Origin of the sequence: Stieleria magnilauensis, from assembly GCA_007753675.1 — a bacterium.
Taxonomy (GTDB): Bacteria; Planctomycetota; Planctomycetia; order Pirellulales; family Pirellulaceae; genus Stieleria; species Stieleria magnilauensis.
The window spans coordinates 5,928,808-5,948,786 of the sequence record CP036432.1; the positions used below are offsets into that span (position 1 = coordinate 5,928,808).

Here is a 19,979-nt window from a genome sequence, read left to right on the forward strand (position 1 = left end):
GCCCGCGACAATTAGACGTGTGACGATTCGATTCTCTCGATTTGCTCGTCATATAACGTCCGGGTTTCTGGAACGATTGTGTATCCGTCGTCCGCTCTCGCCAGCAACTTGACGTCGGCTAACAACGACAGCATGGAGTCGATGCGGATGGCGACATCTGCGATGGGGCATTTGTCCGTTGCACGGATGCCTTCCTCGTCTTCGATTAAGCGAAATGTGTCGTGCTGGACGAGCTTGCGCGCCGCCACCTGAAAATGTCTTGCGATCCCTCGATCTACGCAGAGCCACCGGAGCGCATCAACCATACTGCCTCCTGCAAGCTCATCCAGCTGCTGGGAGTAGCCATACAAGTCAGCATCCAAATGCAGGCCAACTCGAGCCATATCGTCGTCTAATAAAGCTTGTCCAGATTGCGTCCGAAGCGTTGCATGACACCACGCGCACAGTTGAATTGCGTGACATAGCACGACCTGCGGAGTCTCGTCCGCCGGCTTCCACCCTGGAGGCGAAGCTCCCTGATGGTAGCCTGTCAGCAATTCATCATACTCGTCAGGAAGTTGGGGCTTGCTATTTGTCGTTGTAGCCAGACTAATCAGGTTGTTCGCCGCTACCTCGGCATTCATAAATCGAACGCTGCTGTCTTTCACGTGCCGATGAATTGCGCCAAATGCGAGCTCCGATGCGTGACGAAGGAATTTCAGAATCGCGAGAATCCGCCAGCGCGTGTGTGTCGCGATCAACAAGCTGTCCGGGGTGACAGGTTGCCCTGATAGGTCTCGCCCCGTCGCGAGGGCTTCCTCAATCATGCTCGACGTGAACGATCCGCTGGTGGTCTGAGCCATGTTGAGAAACAAGAGCATCGTAAACACACGCGGCGGTACTTCTTCCAGCCCAAATTCACCGTATGAAAACAACAATGCACGAAGCAACTCAGTTTCTCGTTGGGTTGGTTGATCAAGACTCAGATGGTCAGCCCATTCTCGTACCGTGTCCTTATCTATGAACGCTGCGTCCACCAGTGAGTCATAGCTGCTCAATTGGCACAACGTCTTATCCAGTTCCTCCGCCATGATTTTTCCAGCATCCCGACACGTATGAATCTGGGAATATCGACCCAGCAGGTTCAAACGACGAAGTGACGGTCCATACAGAGCAGCGTCAAGCGGCGAGGGTGTGTCACCTACTTCGCCGCCGCGCAACGGCAATGGTTCCCGTTCTTCCTTCCACACCTTGTCGCAAAAATCACGGCGAATGATGCCTGACATCGCGGATTCCGTTTTCTCTAACCACGCAATGTTGGCGTAGGCAAGCAGCATCTCGAATCCGATTGCAAACCGACGCTGATCAGCGGCGCTCCCTTCACCACCAAGTTGCGTGTACCTCCAGTAGTACCAGGGCACGATCGTAAAATAGCGAGCTCGTGCAGTAACGTTGGTAATACCACTGGTTTCCGCGTCGAGGATTCCCTCAATTGGCGAGGCAAGTCCCAAGAAGTCGAGTCCTGTCGAATAGCCCTTTTCGATCGGCCGCCAGCCAAATGCCAGTTCCGTAGTCATCGTTCAAGAGACCTCACTAGTAGGACACCGCAGCTACAACGGCAAACTCGCGTGGTATCGTTCAGCTGGCTGCAAACCGCAATTGGAAACGTCGTGTAGCATTGGGGACACGCAGTTTCGGCGGTGTCGACCTCGACTAATTGAAGCCGACTCCCGCTAGAACGGATTAGTTCGATGAGCGGCTTGTGAATTCCGTTTCCACTGGCTCGTTCCGCAAGCGGCCGCAACTCTGCGTCGGAACTGGAGTTCTTGCTTGCAAGAACGATCAACTCTCGCAGCGCGGCGCGACAGTCTCGCAAACCGGCCATCTCGCCGGCTGTCTGTTCCAACTCCGATTGCAATTTATCAAGGTCTGGTTGCTCTTCAGAGTCATGGGCCTGCATTTGAAACAGTTCGGTCGCAGCGGCTTTCAGTTCACAGTTTTCAATCGCCGGTATCTCCTTCAACACCTCATACATGTCCTTTAGAACATGCCTGTTTTCAGGACTGGCATCACGGAATTGGAGCAGCAAATAGGCTTCCAGCATCGCTATGCCCTCGGCGAGACTGGAACTTCCTTGCAGTTTTGCCCGTTCTCCAGCATCTATACGGCGTACGGCCCCACTCTTGTGCAGAATGGAAACAACGCCCGGTGCCAAACATGCGATCGCGACTTTTTGAAAGTGGTGATGCAACGCCCGTTGGGTCTGGTTGCTAAGCAACCAGCGTTCAACCGAATACGCCAACGCCTTCAGACACGTTGGGATTTGACTGATCAACTCGACCGTTTCACGTATCGAGTCTGCTGAGTCAAAAGCGTCTGCCATTTGCCCAAACAACTGACTCAGCACCGTCTCAATCTTTGGCGGTAGAGGCGAGTCATACGTTCGACTGCCGCTAACTTGTGTCGCAGCTCCCTTTTCGCCAGACTTCCTCTTCCCTGTTCCTCGATCAGCATTGTCTCGAGCAAAGAAGCGAAGGTCCCGCAAAGCTGTATCCAGCGATCGGTTTAATAGTTGTGTGAGCAAGAGTGACTGGCCGAGACCACCCGACTTACCAGTTTCCAGAAGCATGCTTCTTTGAACTGGAGTGTCTTCATACTCCTCTGGCTCCTTACTGCTGGAATTACTCTGCCTGAAAGAGTGGGCTCGGCCGGCAGATTTCAGATTTCGTTGTAGATGCTCAATGAATTTGACGACGTCTTGCTGCTTGCACCCCATCGGGTCTGATGCAATTGAATCCAACAACACTAGCTGTCGCTTTGCTTCGGGTGAAACGCCCAACATATCGGTCACGTCAACCCAACCGCGAAAGCGACGGTCGTTGTCGAGCTCGATTTCGGCGTAGCACGCATAGTGAGATGCTACAAGTGATTCTCTGGCTTCGACGTCAATCTCGCAGTCCCAACTATGGCGGTCACCATCAGTGTCGACATCGCCTACCTCCTGCTCAAATTCACAGCGACCTCGGCACCAGATTCTTGCGATGCCCACAGTTGATGCCTGAGCCGACCAGCTTAGGGATAGTCGTCGTAACGTAAGTGCTGCGATTAAAGGGGCGAAGGATGGGACTGGACCTGAAAATTCAAAGATGCGACGATCGCTGCTCTTGGCTTTTCGCCACCGAACCCGTGGCACGGACAACAGCTTTTCAACGGCGTGGACTGGAATGCGCCGTTCGACAACCGCCTCAAAGTTCTCCTTTGCCAGAAACGCGGGGCGTGAAAGGTTGGCTGAACCAAGGATCGCAGTGGCTTCCTCGCGGCCCACGAAGCAAATGAGTTTTCCATGAACGGCAGGTCGCCTCACTTCTTCTTTCCCTTCTTTGGATTCGATTGGCACCTGTACTTCGACATGATTGTCGTCGATCGCCAGCAGTGATTCCGACAATGCACCGAATCCCGGATCCAACCTCAATCGAATGTGGGCTTCTGGCCACAAATCACGCATCGTGTGCAGCACTTCCAACTGACCATCGACAAACGGTGAGACAATTTCTATTTTGCGCACATCGGACGGTAGGTTCATCTGGTCGATCAACGACGCGTCAATGCTGGTAATCAGTCGAGCGTCCGGGGTCAGCGAAATTGGACTGACCTCGTCAGCGGGTGATTCGTCAAGCAACGCGAGGTGTCGCAGCCGTTGAAATAGGTTGTCGAGCTGTGTTAGTTGCTCGTCCTCCTTGATGACGTACAGTGCGCCGACTTCAGCATTCGTCTGCAAACCAGAGGCAGTTAGATTGCCGCTTCCGACGCCAACGATCATCGAGCTGATGGTACGGATTAGTACCAACTTCCCGTGAAACGCTCCAGGGACGGAGACCTGACGTAAGCGATAGTCTGAACCAATGCCTTGCACAGCAGCAGCTGAAAAAAGAGACTGCGAGTATCCCATCCGATCAGCCAGAACGGCGATATCACCACAGCCATGCTGAACTAGAGGCGTGACATATTGCTGCTGAAATGCGCCGGGTGAAAAGGTGAATGTCGTAAACAAGGCACGACGTGGCAAGTCCGAGCCAAGCTCCGCGATGACATCAGCTGGTTGGTAACCGGTTAGTTCTGCCACTGGCCCCGTCGCTCACAATTGTTATTCGTCAGAGTCATCATCGGGACTGGCAGCTGCCAGCTTCTTTTCATGCCATTGCTGATACGTGTCGCCGGTATCGGCTGTCTTCCAGCTGGTGCGACCATTCATGTTGCCCGCATTCACGACGGCCGCCCCAGCGCTGGGGCTGGAGAATGCGACGTCTTCATCGAACATGTAGTAGTCCGGTTGATTGCTGTCGATCAGTTTCCCTTCCGCAACAAGCTGATCCCGTAGTGCCTTGTAGGATGTCCACGACTTCAAGCCCTCTTTGCGTGCAGTTGAACCCTTCAAAACGACAAACTCGCCGGCTACTTCTCGTGCTTTCGCTTCTGCACCGACGACGGTAAGACAGAAAAATGGAGACTCCGGGTCTGTCGAGCCACCACCGTTTGAAGGTATTGCAATTGGTTTGGGTTGCAAGAAATTGAAGCCCAACGCCGGCAGGATTATTTGGAGTTGCCCGACAAAGTACTCCATGTCGGCGATATCTGGCTCGGGAAGTAGCGGCGGAGGCGGCGCGGTGCCATTGTGAATCTTGGCACGGTCGGCTTGGTGAGCGATTGTAATCAGCCGACTTTCGAGGTATCGCCCGTGTGACTTTGTGATGTTTTGGTCCTTGCTGATAACGACGGCGCAGCGAGTCCAGAAATCTTTGGACTCGTCTTTGTCATGCGCTGTCAATCGTTTTAGGACGTTGTCGCCTTCGCCGAAGTAGACGGCGTCTCGCATGGTCGCATCGGGATCTGGACCCACGAGGACGTACACACCGGTACGTTTTACTTCTTCTCGCATTGCCAACTCGGCGAGCTGCGATCGCGGGGCAACAATAATTTTGCCTGTCCAGTTAATAATCTCTGCGGTCAGAATGTCGGTTGGGGAACCGTTGACCAAATACAAGCGGATCGTTTTGCCGTTCATGCCCATTACTCTATCACCTGTGCCAGAATCTCTTGAACGCAAGCATTGTCACTGGCCATAAAGTGGTAGACGCCACGCTTGCGATAGGCGTTTTCTTCCTTGCCGCTGGTTTCATGTCATCGCGAATCGTAGAACGGTGCCGCTCACCAACTCATCATCGTTCGCCACAAATTCGTAAAGCGCTGCGTCATAAAGAGCTAAGGCCCACGTACCAATTCTCTTTTTTTTGGTTATTGCTTGTTGCCTTAAATAGTCCCGAATGGCGACGTCATCGGGGATCAGGTTCTCTGCTTGGAAGTGACCGACTACTTCCTCTTGGACATCCTGAACGTGAGTTTCCAAACCATTGCCCCAAAACACTGAGAGCTTAAACATTGAATCCAGATTCTCGACGCGGACTGTTTCGGCTGGATCAGTAGCCATCAGCGTCAAGCGCAGTCGTTTCGTTGTATCACGAAACGACAGCGAGAAGTGGTCAATGCCAGCACTACGAGCTGGTCGAAGTCTCGGATGAAAGTAGTTGTCTGCTTGGTTCGGCGCGTCCCAATCAAGAGGCGGGTCGTCCCCCTTGTGTTCACTGGCTTCATTCGAGTCGTGGCAAGACGGTACGAAGTTGTCTGGATGCACGGACAGAAAGGGAAACGCGCTCTTGGGTAAAAAATGATCTACTTCAGTTGATTGCAGCTTTGTGTCACAGTAGGGGCACAGTATTGGGCGCGCATCTTTGAGATATTCAAGCCGCGTCACCGTGCCCACTGCTCCCAACATGGCCGCCGGGTAGCCCTGATTCGCACCCAACCAGGGAGAATAAAATGAGACCATCAAATTCTTGATGGCTTCACGTGCTGGCGTAGACGTCCAGAACGCCTTGTCCGTTTGAGTGAGACTCCGTCGCGGCGGAGATACGTAGAGGTTTGCGTAATCGAGTTGCTCCTCCATGAGGCGGAGGATTTCCTGTTTCTCCGGCACATCCGCCTTGGCAACATCCTCGATCCATGCCTTCCTGCGCCCTTTGTCGTTCTTCCAGAACTTCTCAATCCAATCGGGATCAATTGGTGCCGGCCAGACGTCCGTTTTCAACCAATCCAGCGTGACTGGTGAATCCTTGGGAAGCGCACATAGCTTCTCCACAAGCATTCGTTGAACTTCAACGAGCTTCAGCAACGCATCTCGCAGAGGTGAGTCGTCAATCTTGTGGAGCATCGAGTAATCCGTCGAGAATCTTCTGAAGTTTCGCCATGGGCCAACCATTCCCAATAGCTGCGAGGAATTTTTCCAGTTCCTCAACGTCGTCCTTTATCCAATCTCGTTCCATGTAGGAACGCAGTGCCTGCTCTGCACGGCTACCGATTGATGCAGGCATATCAAAGACATGAGTCATCACGCGGCTCGGGGCCGTTCCAAACGTTGGGACCGTCACTGGCTTGACGACGGCACTGCCGTTTTGCCGAACTAGTCGAATGATCTCATTCGCAAAAGCATCTGTCAGAGCGATGCTGGTGTGCGTGGCGACGACGACGTGGGCCGCTGTTGTCTTGAGGATGTTATCGTCGACGATGTCGATGATTTCTCGCTTCCACGAGTCGTTGAAATGCGTTTCTGGCTCGTCCAGCAGAAGCAGACTGCCGTGCTGACTACTCAACAGCATCAGCAGTGACATACGCCCAAGGAGCATCTGCTCCCCGTCACTCAGGTCTTCCCATGTAACGACGACATCGTCGAATTCCCCATCGCTGGCCTGCATTTGAGTAACTCGTTTTATCGTCAGCGAAATGTCTTCGATCAGGCGAGCCTGCCGCCAAGATTGAAGGCGATCGAAGACGGGCCAGCGTGCGAACTCCGGTTCCTCGGTGCCTTCATATTGAGCCGATTCCTCGGTGCAGAGTGTCCGCAGCACCGCTTGGGCGCCCGATGTACTGCCATCGACCCGGTTTATGACTTCATCGACTTCAACCGGGATATCGCGCTCGCCATAGACGGTTTCGATAGCATCTCGAATCGCGACCGTACGGGGGCCAAGGTTTATGACCAGTTGTCTCCGTTCAAGCGGTTGAAGGATAACGTCGTCCGACAAGGCACAAAGAGCCAACAGCTGTGCGTGCCATTCGGGGTTCAACTTCTCGATATAACTTCGAGCCAGTTTCGGATATTGAATGCTCAAGTGTGTCGGAAACCACCAGTCGACTTCGTTCAGCAGAGTACGAGCTGTTTTGTGGTCGGGGCGAATTCCCTTTCGCTGTTGTTTCACTTGTTGGGCGAGTTCATCACGGAAAACTTCGCGCACATGAGTGTCTTGAAGTTTAGTTGACTCTCCCGCGAGCACGGTCAGGCCGATCGCAGTGGCAGCAAGTTTAAGGTCCAAAGGATCAAGCAGCCGACAACGTGACTCTGTCGCGTACGCGCTGGGATTCAGAAACTCTTGAAGGCTTTCTCGCGAACTTTCCGTGGTTTCAGCTTCTGCCGACGCCAACTCCTGGTGCACATCCCAGCCTCGGGGACGCTCGTCGAACAAATGGTCGTACGTTGTCACCGAAAGGTCTTCAGGTGGAAGCTCCGGCTCGCGGACGCGATTCCATACGGCCAGCGACCCCGATGTGTAGACCAGCATGGGATTCGGCAACGAGGCCGTTACCCGATTATTGCCTTGCAAGTCGTTTGCACGGATGAAAGTGCCGAGCTCAGCGACAGCTTTCTGGTTCTCATCTTCAGTCAGCCACTCGATCCAGCCAGGCCAATCTCCATGCTCGTCTTCGTTAAGTGAGTTGTTCGTGCTTGCTGCGAAGAAAAAGCCGCCAGAGGAGGAGTCCCCCAAATGATGAAAGATACACGTTCGCCAGAAACCGATCCTTGTTCCAGGCAGGTCATAAACAAGTGTTACTGGAAACGGAAAGGGAATGCGTGGATCAATAGACTTACCGTTGATCCCTTCAAGCCAGCGGAATATCTCGTAAATTGCTCGGAGCAAACTGCTTTTGCCCGTGCCGTTCAGGCCAACGACAAAGTGCAGATCACCCTGCCGATATAGTTCTCCCGGCTTGCTGAAAATTGGTTCGCGGTCGAAACGAACTTTCAAATCTTTGAGCACACCATAATTGGGAAGATTCAGATAACGGAGACGCATTGTCAATCGTCTCCCTTGGGTTTGCTTACGGTGCCTTTGCCCTTCATTTGCAAACCTGGCAGCGTGATATTGCCTGATCCACTAATCGCTGGTTGACGCTGCTTTGTCAGGCGATCCAGTTCGGACAGTTTTTGAAAGTCTGGCTCACCAGCCGTGCCGATAAACTGATCTTCCTTTAGTGGCTCCCGATAAAGGTTTCCGAAAGCGACGTTCACGCTGCCACCCGCACCAGCGCGGCGGCTGATGGCTTTGATCAGTCCGCGGGCGGCGAGGACGTCTAGATGACGGCGGATAGAATCGGTTGGCAAGGTGTCCAACGGTTCATCTAATACAGAAACGAGGGACGAAAGCGTAAAAGTACCGCCGTTCTCATTGGGGTCGAGGTTCTGAATCTGCTCCAAGAGTCTGCGTTGTTCGCGGTTTAGTTCCTCGTGCCGCCCATCGGTCTCCTTGAGAGAATCTCTGATGCGGGCGTCAGGGATGGTCAGCTTTACGCCGTTCTCCAGCAACCATTGATCGCGATCCTTTGCTTCCTGCACGAGCTGCTCTTGGTTGGCTTCCCGCCAGTCGGCCGTTAGTTCGCCACTGAAGGCGTAGGCTAATAGGGAAGCATTCAGCTTCGGCGTTAGTCGATCGTCCTCAGATTCTAAGTCAAGTTCACGAATAGTCTTGACGATTCCCGCAAACGTTTCTTGTCGGTCGAGTGGTGGTATGGGAACGGGCAACTTCCCAACCACTCCAGTCGAGATCGTGTTCAATCCACTTGTTGTGTTACCAGCGACACTAAAGTAGTGACGACCGACAATACTGTTGATGAACGAACACAAGTAGGTTGGTTCGATCCTGTCTCCGCAACGCACTCTAATAATGTGATTTTGATGCACGCACTCCTGAACCTCGCTATTCCATAATGCCGCGCGTCCAAGCTCATTGATATTACCGTGTCCTTCGACAAGCAGTACATCATCCACAAAGAGGCGAGTGCGTTCCAACTCGCGTTCCGACAATCCGATTTCTTTAATTTCAGAAAGCTCAAGTCGTCCCCGGTGTACGTTGGCGACTCGAAGATAGGGGCGTTTCAGCGGCATCGAATCACGCCGTTGGCTAACTTGCAGTCCACCCTGTACATCAGCAATGGTACTCAGCAGGGGGCGATCACAATCGCTCTCCTTGGGCAACAGGTCGCCAAACATATCATAAAAGATGGCGGGGATGAGTTGGGTGGTGAGGTCGTCGGCCTGCTGGCGGAGGCGGCGGATGTCGCGGGCCTTGTTCAGAATCTCCACAATCCGCCGCTGCTCACTCAACGGCGGCAGAGGAATCTCGATTCGATCAAAACCATTTGCGTCGACGCGAGGAAGGTTTGCTCCTTCCGTTACGCGTTCAACTCGTTTGAGCATGTAATGACTTGTCAGCATCAGGAACGCGAACTGAGTCTCGATGACTGGAGTTGGCTGAAGCACCCAGATTTCGGTGCTGCTGACACCGTCACACGGTGCGATAGCGACTTTGTTCAAATACGGGCGAAGCCGTCCATACAAGAGGTCGCCCGAAGTAAACTGAGCCTTTGCGCTGGCAAGTTCAGCTCCTTCGACTTGTTGAATGGATAATTCGCCGGTTCCGTCTCCGCCGATGTCTTCGAGCCCAACCGAATTGAATCGAGTGTTCGGAGAATCAGAAGGATTCAGTAGATCGCGTTGACGATGCAAGATCGTCCCAAGCGAAACCCAACGCCAGTTTTCAGGTAGTAGAGGCTTCATGTTCATCCCTCCACCATTGACAACAGGGTTGCTAGTTTCTTGCGAATGTCTTCGTGCACCTTGTCGAGCTTGCGAATAAGGTCATCAGGACGCTTGTGCTGCTTGGCAGAGAAAACAAACGGTTTGTGCCGGCCGGCAGACAGATTCATGTCGGCCGCTTCGATACAGTCGGGATCAAGTAGTTCGAGGTAATCTGACTTGACGGTCCCCACATCCTCGAACGCATTGCATTCCTCAATCAACCATTTCACGTAGGAAGGGTCGACCAAGCCGTCCGCGTCGTGCGTCGGCTTTTGAACGTCCTTGTCGCTGTTGGGGTCTTTCCAGCTTTCGAGTTTCGCCCATGCGCGAACCGGCGTTACCCAGGCAAGGACGTCCGAGACCGGTTCGTCATCGTCGGACTTTGTTGGCTTCTGTTCGTGGGGCAGGCTGTTCACACTACGCAGCCAAATTTCATACCCATCAAGTCGTGCATAACAATTCAAAACGGAGTCGAGCGTCTCCTCGGCGATGGCGACTTCCGCGTCCTTGTCCGGCTTCTGCTTCTCTTTTGCGACAGCTTCCAATGACGCTTGCAGCTCCGCCTTCAACTCATCCAGAGTTTGCTTGAGCGCGGTCAGCCCGTACTGGTCGTACTCCCGATCAAGAATCGACTTCTCGCGGCTGCGTTTGGTGAGGTCTCTCTTGAGTTGCTCAACTCGCTTGTTGAGATCAGTTGCCGCTTTCTCCAATTTCTTCGCCGCTGTCTTCTGCTTCGCTCCGGTAGCCCAGGCGGCTTGAATGAACTGCGGAGTGACCGAAGCAAGCAGCTGATCTTTACCGTCGTCGCATACGGTCTTAGTGATCTTCTCCAGGTCAGGCCGCTGATCTGAATCAGGCTCCATACCATCGAAGATTTCATGCAGCCCCAACGCGTGACCTTTCTGTGATTCCTCCTCGGGAAAGATTCGCAGAAAGTCGTCATCAATGACTCGCCAGCGTTCTTTCCAATATTCGGGTTTATAGTAGGTCGTTGAAGAAGCTGCCTCGCGCAGTTTCGGAAGATCAGAACCCTGAATTACTTCATACCAGTTGTGAAATTTCTCACTGGCATCATAAAGGTCATTCGGGCCCTCGTACCGGTCTTTACGTTTCTGGTCCAGCGTCTTGGCTTCTTCCGCGACTTCATAAAACCAGACTTCTTTCGTACGCGGTTCCTGACCGGCTTTCGACTCGTCGCCAACCTTCTGAAAGATCAGGATCGAGGTCTTCACACCTGAATACGGATTGAAGACGCCACCCGGTAACGATACGACCCCTTCCAGAGTATTCTCAAACAGTAACTTGCGACGAAGCTCTTTGTGCGCATTCGTAGAACCAAACAAGACGCCATCCGGCACGACCACCGCACATCGCCCCCCGATTCGCAGCAGGTCAAGCATCATCCAAACAAAAAGCAACTCGCTCTTGGTCGTGATCGGCTTCTTACCCTTCCATTCGACCCGCTCGCGGTTACACGACGATCGCACCAAAATCTGGTTTCAGTATTCGTCGAAGCCTTGCCTCAGTGAACCCCTCTGCCAATAAATTCAGCCAGACTGGTTTTTCACTGCCCTGTTATGGAGATGGCAATGGCTTCCCAAATCGATGTGTTTCACGAGTGTTTTGATCAGGTCGGCGACCCGCGAGTCGCAGGCCGGACAATCCATCCACTTAACTCGATTCTGTTTTTGGTTGTCTCGGCGGTCATCGCAGGCGCGGACGGACCTGATGAGATCGAAAGCTTCGGTGGTGAGAAACTGGATTGGCTATCCAAATTCGCCGACTTTGATGCCGGCATTCCGTCTCACGATACCATCACGCGAGTGTTGTCCCTGATCAAACCAGCCGAGTTTCAGAAGGCGCTGCTTCAATGGCACGCTCATCTCTGCGAGATTAATTGGGATCACGCCAGCAAGGACGACAATCGTCCCGTTCACGTTGCGATCGATGGCAAGACGGTGCGCGGATCCTATACCGATGCGGAGAAATCTGATGCGATTCATATCGTCAGTGCCTGGGCGACCGCAAATGGTGTCACGCTTGGGCAAACCGAGGTCGACTCAAAGTCCAACGAAATCACGGCAATTCCCGAATTGCTCGATCTAATCGACTTACGCAATTCGATCGTGACGCTCGATGCCATGGGATGCCAAAAGTCGATTGCTGAAAAGATCGTCGAGGGAGGTGGCGACTATCTGTTCGCTGTCAAAGACAACCATCCCAAGCTCTGTGCTGCCATCGCCGATCACTTTGAGATGGCCCATAACGATGGGCTCACAGCCCACGGTGTTCGGGCAATGACGACCACAGGAAAGCAGGCCGCGCGTGAAGAGGAACGCTTCTATGCGACCTGCCCAATTCCAAAAGCACTTCGCGAACTGACCGACCAGTGGAAAGGAGCAAAAAGTATCTGCCAAGCGAATACTTGCACGACTCGTGGTGACCGGCAATCAAGCGATGTTCGCTACTACATTTCGAGCCGACCGGCGCGGGTGCATGAATTCTCAAATTGTGCTCGTAGCCATTGGAGTATAGAGAGCATGCACTGGGTCCTCGATGTCGTGTTTCATGAGGACTCCAGTCGGCTCCGAACCAAGAACGCGACATCGAACATGAGCTTTGCTCGTCGGTTTGTGACGACGCTTCTCAAGCGAGACACTCGGAAGAAGAGCCTCAGGCGGAAGCGAAAAATCGCTGGCTGGAACAGCGAATTCCTCGAGAAACTCCTGTTTGCAGCCTAATTTTGGTGCGATCGTCGTGCTCGCGGTTAGTGGAAAGGTCGCTTTGGTCGACGGTGCCAGTAAACGGAGGATTCGCCAGAATGTAGTCGAAGGTGCCGCTTAGATTGTCTGGCATTCGCTTGGAGAGACTGTCCAGTTGGTCGATCTTTGGGAAATCCAAATCGTGCAGAATGAGGTTCATCCAGGCAATACGGACCATCGTCCGGTCGTTGTCGTAACCGAAAAAGCATTCATTAGGATCGAGTCCTTCGGGAAGTGTGCCGAAAGTTCGATGTGGTGTGCCGTCCCATTCCAGCCGGAGCATTTCGGGATCAGTCGCCTGTTTCTTCCAGTGAATCAGCGTGTTGACCAGAAAGCCGCCGGTGCCACACGCGGGGTCGAGAATGCGAGTTGGCCGACCGTTCGTTGTGGGTGGCGGATCAAGTAATTCGATCATGAAGCGAATGACATGGCGCGGCGTGCGGAACTGCCCGTTCTTACCGGCCGACTGAATTTCACCCAGCAGATACTCAAAGATGTCGCCCATGATGTCAGCGTTTGCTCCGCCAACGGAACTGAACAGTTCGTGTATTTCCTGAACCGCACGCTTCAGTGTTTCTGATTTGTTTGGATCAAGGACAAAGTAGGCATCATCAAGCCGGCCAGTGATTTGTGCGAGCGGATCATCTGTCGATGAATCCCCCTCTTCATCCTCAGTCGCTTCGTTTTGCGGCTCTTCGTCTGCAGGTGGGCTGCTTTCCTTAAGCCATGTCTCCAGAGTTCGCAGCCAGGGAAAGACCGTGTCGTTGAACAGCTCGAACGAAGGATTTTGACGGATGTAGTTCCAGCGGCAAACGTCGTAGTCGATAACTACTGGTTTTTCGTCTTTATCTAAGAGCGGTTTGCCCTGAGCATCTTTCTGAGGTCTCTCGCCATAAATCGTTGGCTTGCCAGACTCTGTCCGCATTTCGTCGAAGTGTTCGAGCTGTCGCAGGAATAGCAAATATGTGATCTGCTCGATGGCAACGAGCGGATTCGTCATGCCGGCTGACCAGAACATGGTCCACAAGCCGTGAACTTTGTTGCGAAGTTGTGGGGATAACATTTGGTTTCCTTACGCGGCCAAACTCGATGCAAGAGCCAGCAAGTCGTTGAGTTGTTCTGGTGTGAATAGTTTTGTCGGGTCGCCGATCCGATTAAACGGCGGTTGCTTGAAATCCTCGATTGAGCTGATCGTGGTTCGGCTGAGTACGAATTGCCTGAGCGTCCGAATGAACATCAATTGCGTGGCGTTCAGTCGCTGATTGGAAGCGATCCACTCGTCGAACGCCTGCGAAATCTGCTTCTCGCGTGATGGCAGCTCCGAGACTTTCAAGATGTGAGCCAGGAAGCCTTTCAAATCGACATCCGGCAGTTCGTAGACTTCGCGGAGCTTGTCTTCGGTAATGAACAGGTCAGGGCGCTGGAGCAGGCTGGTAATAGATTCGAGTTCTTCCTCTGACAATTCCTCACCCTCACGCAACTTTTGCAATGCGGGACTACGCTGGGACAGATCACGAATGTAGGTTTCAACCTGCTGACGATAAGTGTCGACAAAGGCTCCCTCGCCCGATGGCCCAAAGACAATCCAATGGCGGTCGCGAATCTCGTCACGGATCGACAGTTTGATCATTTGCCCGCCGCCGGATCGCTTGGCACGGAATCGCATGAGCGGAGTAAAGACCTGTTGAATGCGACGAGCTCGCTCCCATGTCAGTTGCTGCCAGTACGCATCACTCTGAACCTCGTCAAGCGTCTCGATGAATCCTCGGATTTCAGGAATGTCACGAGGCAACATTGATAGATTCTCGATGACGCGCGCCCGCAACCGCTCAACTTCATCAACGTCTGACTTCAGAGTCGCCACGATCAGTTGCTGGGTTATGTTCTCGAATTGCAACGTGACGTAGCCGGAGGCCGTGGAGAATCGCAATAAGGGAGCGATGGTTAGCACGAGGTGCTGGTGCTTTGCCTCGTCCATGGGCAACCACGATGTCGGCTCATTAATCAACCGCTGTATCTCGTCGGCATGTGGGGCGACGTTAATGTTGTCCAGCGGCAAAGTGCCGAGCATCTTTGTAAGAGATGTACGTTCCTGGTTTGCCTCATCGGTTTGGTTGCGACCTGAGAGTAGCTCCAGTGATTCAAGTCGCTGTCGAAAAATGCGGGTGGGCAGCGGCTCTGTGGTTTCCGTACCGTCATCTTCTCCGTTGTTGACCTGCCAATAGGCGAAGTTGTCCCAGTGGTCGATGATCAAGAAATCCTTCTTCTCCTCACCTGAAACTGGATCAATCCACGTTCGCGTTCCCCGCCCAATCATCTGCCAAAACTTGACTTGGCTGAATACCGGCTTCGCAAACACCAGGTTGCGAATGGCGGGAACGTCGATTCCTGTATCGAGCATGTCAACGGATATCGCGACTCGCGGAAAATCGCGATTCTTGAAATCATCGAGCGTCTTGTCGGCTCGCTCCATGTGGCTGTCGATGACCTTAGCGAGGCCGCGTCGTTGGAGGTCTGGGTAGAGTCGATTGAAGCTCTGGTAAATTTCGAGAGCGTGGTTGTGGCTAATGGCGAAGACGATGGTCTTGGCCGGCAATGTCCCTGATGCGTCCTTGATCGAGACATCCATGAACTCGCGGACGATGGCATCGTTCGTGCCAGTGTTACTCACTTTGCGCTCAAGGTCGGTACCCTCGAAGTCCAGTTCGGAGGGATCAATACCCTGTTCACGCAACTGGGCCTGAACTTCAGGAGGCAATGAACCTGGATTCAATCCCTCAACCTGGAACTGCGTTCTGGCCACGTGTACCGGTCGATATGGCACAAGATGTTTGTCACGGATCGCTTCTTCCAGCCCGTAGTGGAAAGTGGGTAGACCGTCCTCGCAATCAAACAGCTCAAAGGTGTTGTGGTCGATAAAGTCCGTTGGAGTTGCTGTCAGCCCGACATGGATTGCGTCGAAATGGTCGGGAATGCCTTTGTAGCGGTTGTAGATTGAGCGATGACTTTCATCGAAGACGATTAGATCGAAGAATCCCGGTGAGAGTTTCTGGTACACCGACATCATGCCGGGGTACGTGGCGCCAAGTACGCGGGCCGCCGTGTCGATTTTTCCCGATTCAATCCAGTCACGCGGCACACTGGGCAGGTGCTCTTTGAACGCTTCCAAAGCCTGTTTCACAAGTTCGCGACGATCCGCGAGAAACAGGACGCGTTGAATCCACTGACACCGCATCAAGAGGTCGACCAGACCAATGACGGTTCGTGTCTTACCCGTTCCTGTTGCCATCACGAGAAGAAACTGGCGGCGCGATGCCTCGATTCGCTCACAAATTGTACGGATGGCTTCGATCTGATAGCCACGGCCGGCGATCTTCTTGTTGACGTCAGCTTCCGCCGTCGCTTGACGATACTTCCGAAGGAAATGGAGCCGCTCGAGATCATCCTGGGTAAAGAAGCCGCTAACTTTTCTGACAGGATAAAGCGAACGATCTTGGAACCAAATTTCGTTACCGTTAGCCAAAAAGATAAAGGGATCGACGTCGTGCTGTTGGGCTATGCGATCCGCATAGTCCGTGGCTTGCCGTTCACCTTCCAATGCGTTCCGGCTGCTACGTTTGGCCTCAACGATGGCGAGTGGGACTTTGCGGTTGCTAGTCAGAGCGTAATCCGCGAATTCGTTGTTGCCTTCTCGGACAACGTCGGAAATTACGAATTCCTCGATGGTACGCTGATTCGCCGCCATCCAGCCCGCTTTCCGCAGCTGAACGTCTATCTTGTGCGATCGTGTTGTTGCCTCGTTGTCCATCGCCCCACCAATCAGGCTATCTATTTCACCGGCTCTTGCATCTTCTGAGATTCGGGCTCTGGCATAGCTGTTCGTCGCGTCATCAATTCGCGAAAGAAGCATTCTGGTCTGCCGCTTTCGCAGTGTTGCCTTTTACCTGCAACAATCGTATGGTGTCAGTGCATCGCTAACAAGCAGGTAGGCATCCATGAACGTCTTTGGCGAAAGAATTCGTGACCTTCGTAGAGCTAAGGGCTATTCGCTTCGAACGCTCGCGCCGATGGTGGGCGTTGGCTACAGCTACTTGAGCAAAGTGGAGAACGGCAAGTTGGACTTCGGTGACTCGCCCTCCGAATCACTGATTCACCGGCTGGCGGACACACTGGATGGCGACGAGGACGAACTGCTTCTCATGGCCGGACGGATTCCTGAGTCCATCGCGCGTCGAATTTTCGACCAACCCGACGTGTTTCGTACACTCGCAAATTGTGATCGAGCAACGCTTGCGGCGGTCGCTGCGCAAGCCAGCCAAACTAAAAGGAAGTGACGCGGGCCAATCTCGGCGAACTGGTCGACCGCAGGGCGTGTCGCGTTTGGCAGCCCAGCGGTTTGGCGAGGAACCTCAACCAAAACTTTTCGCAACGCCGGCGACTAGACAACTTGCCAAACGGCCAAGTCGCGAGTCGCAAAAACCAAGTGTTGCGTCGTTGTGTTTTGCGGAACAACTAGTCAGAGTCAGTCGAGGGATCTGTTTTCCAGCAAGTTGTAGTGAGTTTCGAGAATGCCCGGTAAGCACTTCAAGGCAGAGTACATCGACTTCCGGAACTCGGTTGTCTCTGGCAATCAGTTTGTTCTCGATGAAACGGCGAACGCGTTCCTAAACGGAATCCGCAAGAGCGTCAAACCACGAGTTGTGCACCTACCGAAAGGGTCGAATCTTTATCGAGCTCAATACGGCTGCCGACAAATCGACTGGGACGAGAATCCGGAGCCACTGCGATGTCACGGAAAGAAGAGAATGCTACCCGACAGGAAGCATGTTAGAGCCGGAAGAGCCAACGCTGACTACAAGGCGGTATTCTACGCTTCGATTTCACCGGATATCGCTGTGAAAGAACTGCGACCTTGGATTGGCTCGTATCTATCTGTAGCGAGATTCAGAGTGAAGCGAGACTTGGAAATCGTGAATCTGTTTGACGCGTATGGAGGATTCATGAAAGGATTTGAGTTAGCCGTACGACGAAGCCAGCTGAAAGGAAAAGAATACGACGATTACGTTTGGCATTGCATCGGAGAGGCATTCTGCCAGCCAGTAACGCTCTCGGATGATCCGCATAGTTACTTGCCAACGCAAATCATCGCTGAACTGATAAAGTCGATGGGGTATGACGGGCTGGCCTACCGAAGCTCGACAGAACCCGAAAGAAAGAGCCAACAAGACGCTGGAGCAAATGTCGCATTGTTCGACCCTGATGCGGTCTCCATTCAGCAGCGTGGTTGGGTCGTGAAGGTGACCAGCCTCGAAGTCGAAATCGACAATGGCCCCCATTATTGAGGCCCTCCATTTCGCCGTCTGGATTTGGCCAAGGTCAGTTGCTATCGCAAAAACGCCCGCGGGGGATTGCTCCTCCGCGGGCGTTTCGGTTTTGTTCGTCTTTCGACTTACAGTTCGACGGATTCGACTTCGCGGACGAAGCGGGATGCGTCGTTTTCTAGGAACGATGAGATTACGTTGAATACGGCGTCACTGAAGCCGCCGATGTTCAGGATGTCGTCTCGCTCGGGTGCCTGGCTTGATCCGTATGGCTGGATGTCGATGCAAACCAGCTTTGGATCAGTGACGCCGTGGCGGCGTGCGTTCGTTACGAACTTCTGCCACTCGGTCATCACACCAGTTGAACCGCGGTGACCGTATCCATACGCGCGGCCGCCCGTGATCCAGCTTTCGTTGTCGCTGACAAGGACGCAGCCGACCAGTGGTCGCTTGCTGTGTCGCTTGTTCGCTTCCGCCAGCGGGATCGAGCAGTCGGTTCCGCCGCCACCGTACTTCGCCAATCGCTCCGATAGACTCAGGATCGTGTCCTGAGGATCGATGCGGACGTTGTACGCTTGCGTGTCGAACGGAATGACAATGCTGTCCGGGTTACGACGCAAGATCGCTGCCGCGAACAATGCCGCAACATCGACGCAACGCATCTTGGTCGTTCCGCCGCGACCGCGGTAACCCGTCACCGGGCAACCCATCGATCCAGACGTATCCAGACCGATCACGATTGGACCCGGCAGCTCCGGAACGTTACCGCATGCGATCTCGGCTGCATTGTGCAGCGATGCCTTGATCTTCTGCGGAACCTCGGCCGATGCGTTCAGGTACGCAGCCAGGAACTGGTACGGAAACTGACGTGAGCGAGTGATTGCGTCGGCGTCCGCGATGCGGCTTGCGACGTAATCGATCATCACGTTGTCAGTCTTGCCCCCAGACCCAGTAGACGCAGTGTTCTTGAACACGTCGTGCCGCAGTAGCGTGTTGAGGTTCATTCGCAGTGCCTGCGGTCCCATCTGTCGGGCAATTGCCTTCCAGACGATCGGCCCCTTGGCCGCGTCGGCCAGCAAGTCCCAACGAACCTGCAGGTCACCCGCGATCAAGGTTTGTGCCTCGGCCGTGTCGGCGCCGCGGTACGCGATCAGTGACTGAACCGTCGCCGGCAAGTCGGTTTCCGTTGCTGGAGCCCACTTTTCGACTGGCTTATCGGTCAGCCATCCAAACAGCGCACGACGTGCGTCATCCTTCGGCGTCGGACGTGCCATTCGCAAGATGTCTCGCAGGCTTGGATCGTTTCCGATCGAAGCTGAAAGCAACTTGCCAACAGACGCGTCGTTGAGCCAACGTTGGAACGCACGCTGCAGCGAAGACGACAGACCCTTGCGACCGAACTGTCCGGAACGAGTCATTTGGAAAACGGTGCGCAGAACGCGGCCGTTGTCCGCGACTCGGTCGAAGACTTGGTGCATGAGCTTGGTGTCTCGCGTCGACAGTACGACCAATAGCGCCGCCGGCATGTCCTTCATGTAAGCACGCTCACGTGAGTAGACGGCCAGCTTTGCCAGGAATTCGTTGTCGTCAACTTGGTCGATCAGCTTGCGCATTTCGTCCAGTTGCGTCTGCGCGCTCGCGTAGAAGACGTTGCCGAATGTGCCGGTAGCCGCCATCTGGGCTAGCGCGTGCTTCGGCTCGAACTTGTACGCCGGGCCGCCCGCTTCGTTGACGGTGGTCGCTCGCGGAATAACGCTCGTGATGCTCTGGAATAGACTCTTGTTGGCCATCGTGACCTCCTACTCAAAAAAGTGATCCGACGAAGTTTGGTGCAGAGGTTTGCTCCCAAATGAGCTTCGCCCCGTTGTGGGGCCGCGACCGAGAAACGTCTCGGCGCGGTTGGAGTCGGGACGACAGGAATCGAACCTATGGACTCCACTCCGGCAGTCGGAT

The 19,979-nt window shown here is 53.8% G+C and carries 13 protein-coding genes; 3 read left to right on the forward strand and 10 right to left on the reverse strand.

Features of this window, described 5'->3' with window-relative positions:
- Window positions 1-11: 11 nt before the first annotated feature.
- The 7 genes from TBK1r_RS20895 to TBK1r_RS20925 all read right to left on the reverse strand — a co-directional run bounded on the left by TBK1r_RS20895 (window position 12) and on the right by TBK1r_RS20925 (window position 11,430).
- Window positions 12-1,556, reverse strand: a complete 1,545-nt coding sequence (locus TBK1r_RS20895) for a hypothetical protein (protein ID WP_145214927.1) — start codon at window positions 1,554-1,556, stop codon at window positions 12-14.
- A complete protein-coding gene (locus tag TBK1r_RS20900; RefSeq protein ID WP_145214931.1) occupies window positions 1,553-4,102 on the reverse strand; it encodes a phospholipase D-like domain-containing protein in 2,550 nt (849 codons plus the stop codon). Before TBK1r_RS20900 ends, TBK1r_RS20895 begins: the two co-directional genes overlap by 4 nt.
- Window positions 4,103-4,123: 21 nt before the next feature.
- Complete coding sequence (locus TBK1r_RS20905; RefSeq protein ID WP_145214934.1) at window positions 4,124-5,041, reverse strand: GIY-YIG nuclease family protein; 918 nt, start codon at window positions 5,039-5,041, stop codon at window positions 4,124-4,126.
- 111 nt (window positions 5,042-5,152) lie between these two features.
- The gene (locus TBK1r_RS20910) at window positions 5,153-6,244 is read right to left on the reverse strand and encodes an HNH endonuclease family protein (RefSeq protein ID WP_145214937.1); all 1,092 of its coding nucleotides are present in this window, start codon (window positions 6,242-6,244) and stop codon (window positions 5,153-5,155) included.
- Window positions 6,228-8,162, reverse strand: coding sequence for an AAA family ATPase (locus TBK1r_RS20915; protein WP_145214940.1), 1,935 nt, complete (start codon window positions 8,160-8,162; stop codon window positions 6,228-6,230). Before TBK1r_RS20915 ends, TBK1r_RS20910 begins: the two co-directional genes overlap by 17 nt.
- Window positions 8,163-8,164: 2 nt before the next feature.
- Entirely contained in the window at window positions 8,165-9,922 is a 1,758-nt protein-coding gene (locus TBK1r_RS20920) for a restriction endonuclease subunit S (RefSeq protein ID WP_419580225.1), read from the reverse strand.
- A 2-nt stretch (window positions 9,923-9,924) separates the two neighbouring features.
- Window positions 9,925-11,430, reverse strand: a complete 1,506-nt coding sequence (locus tag TBK1r_RS20925) for an N-6 DNA methylase (RefSeq protein WP_419580226.1) — start codon at window positions 11,428-11,430, stop codon at window positions 9,925-9,927.
- A 90-nt stretch (window positions 11,431-11,520) separates the two neighbouring features.
- On the opposite strand from TBK1r_RS20925, the gene TBK1r_RS20930 reads away from it, so the two are divergent.
- Window positions 11,521-12,684, forward strand: a complete 1,164-nt coding sequence (locus TBK1r_RS20930; RefSeq protein WP_145207505.1) for an ISAs1 family transposase — start codon at window positions 11,521-11,523, stop codon at window positions 12,682-12,684.
- On the opposite strand, the gene TBK1r_RS20935 is transcribed toward TBK1r_RS20930, so the two are convergent.
- The gene (locus tag TBK1r_RS20935; protein ID WP_145214949.1) at window positions 12,617-13,768 is read right to left on the reverse strand and encodes a class I SAM-dependent DNA methyltransferase; all 1,152 of its coding nucleotides are present in this window, start codon (window positions 13,766-13,768) and stop codon (window positions 12,617-12,619) included. The two genes, TBK1r_RS20930 and TBK1r_RS20935, sit on opposite strands and share 68 nt — an antisense overlap.
- 9 nt (window positions 13,769-13,777) lie before the next feature.
- Window positions 13,778-16,615, reverse strand: a complete 2,838-nt coding sequence (locus TBK1r_RS20940) for a type I restriction endonuclease subunit R (RefSeq protein WP_419580227.1) — start codon at window positions 16,613-16,615, stop codon at window positions 13,778-13,780.
- 85 nt (window positions 16,616-16,700) lie between these two features.
- Here TBK1r_RS20940 and TBK1r_RS20945 point away from each other — a divergent pair, with 85 nt between their 5' ends.
- Together TBK1r_RS20945 and TBK1r_RS20950 are read left to right on the forward strand one after the other, a co-directional pair.
- Window positions 16,701-17,039 carry a helix-turn-helix domain-containing protein gene (locus tag TBK1r_RS20945; protein ID WP_145214952.1) on the forward strand — a complete coding sequence of 113 codons (339 nt, stop codon included), beginning with the start codon at window positions 16,701-16,703 and terminating at the stop codon, window positions 17,037-17,039.
- A 234-nt stretch (window positions 17,040-17,273) separates the two neighbouring features.
- Window positions 17,274-18,047 carry an RES family NAD+ phosphorylase gene (locus TBK1r_RS20950; RefSeq protein WP_145214955.1) on the forward strand — a complete coding sequence of 258 codons (774 nt, stop codon included), beginning with the start codon at window positions 17,274-17,276 and terminating at the stop codon, window positions 18,045-18,047.
- Window positions 18,048-18,154: 107 nt separating this feature from the next.
- On the opposite strand, the gene TBK1r_RS20955 is transcribed toward TBK1r_RS20950, so the two are convergent.
- A complete protein-coding gene (locus TBK1r_RS20955; protein ID WP_145214958.1) occupies window positions 18,155-19,816 on the reverse strand; it encodes a TROVE domain-containing protein in 1,662 nt (553 codons plus the stop codon).
- Window positions 19,817-19,979 lie beyond the last annotated feature (163 nt).

Excerpts from the sequence above, each read along its gene's own strand:
- TBK1r_RS20910 (WP_145214937.1), bottom strand. The coding sequence starts at position 6,244 with ATGCTCCACAAGATTGACGACTCACCTCTGCGAGATGCGTTGCTGAAG.
- TBK1r_RS20905 (WP_145214934.1), bottom strand. The coding sequence starts at position 5,041 with ATGAACGGCAAAACGATCCGCTTGTATTTGGTCAACGGTTCCCCAACC.
- TBK1r_RS20955 (WP_145214958.1), bottom strand. The coding sequence starts at position 19,816 with ATGGCCAACAAGAGTCTATTCCAGAGCATCACGAGCGTTATTCCGCGA.
- TBK1r_RS20915 (WP_145214940.1), bottom strand. The coding sequence starts at position 8,162 with ATGCGTCTCCGTTATCTGAATCTTCCCAATTATGGTGTGCTCAAAGAT.
- TBK1r_RS20895 (WP_145214927.1), bottom strand. The coding sequence starts at position 1,556 with ATGACTACGGAACTGGCATTTGGCTGGCGGCCGATCGAAAAGGGCTAT.
- TBK1r_RS20930 (WP_145207505.1), top strand. The coding sequence starts at position 11,521 with ATGGAGATGGCAATGGCTTCCCAAATCGATGTGTTTCACGAGTGTTTT.
- TBK1r_RS20945 (WP_145214952.1), top strand. The coding sequence starts at position 16,701 with ATGAACGTCTTTGGCGAAAGAATTCGTGACCTTCGTAGAGCTAAGGGC.
- TBK1r_RS20940 (WP_419580227.1), bottom strand. The coding sequence starts at position 16,615 with ATGCTTCTTTCGCGAATTGATGACGCGACGAACAGCTATGCCAGAGCC.
- TBK1r_RS20950 (WP_145214955.1), top strand. The coding sequence starts at position 17,274 with ATGCCCGGTAAGCACTTCAAGGCAGAGTACATCGACTTCCGGAACTCG.
- TBK1r_RS20920 (WP_419580225.1), bottom strand. The coding sequence starts at position 9,922 with ATGAAGCCTCTACTACCTGAAAACTGGCGTTGGGTTTCGCTTGGGACG.
- TBK1r_RS20935 (WP_145214949.1), bottom strand. The coding sequence starts at position 13,768 with ATGTTATCCCCACAACTTCGCAACAAAGTTCACGGCTTGTGGACCATG.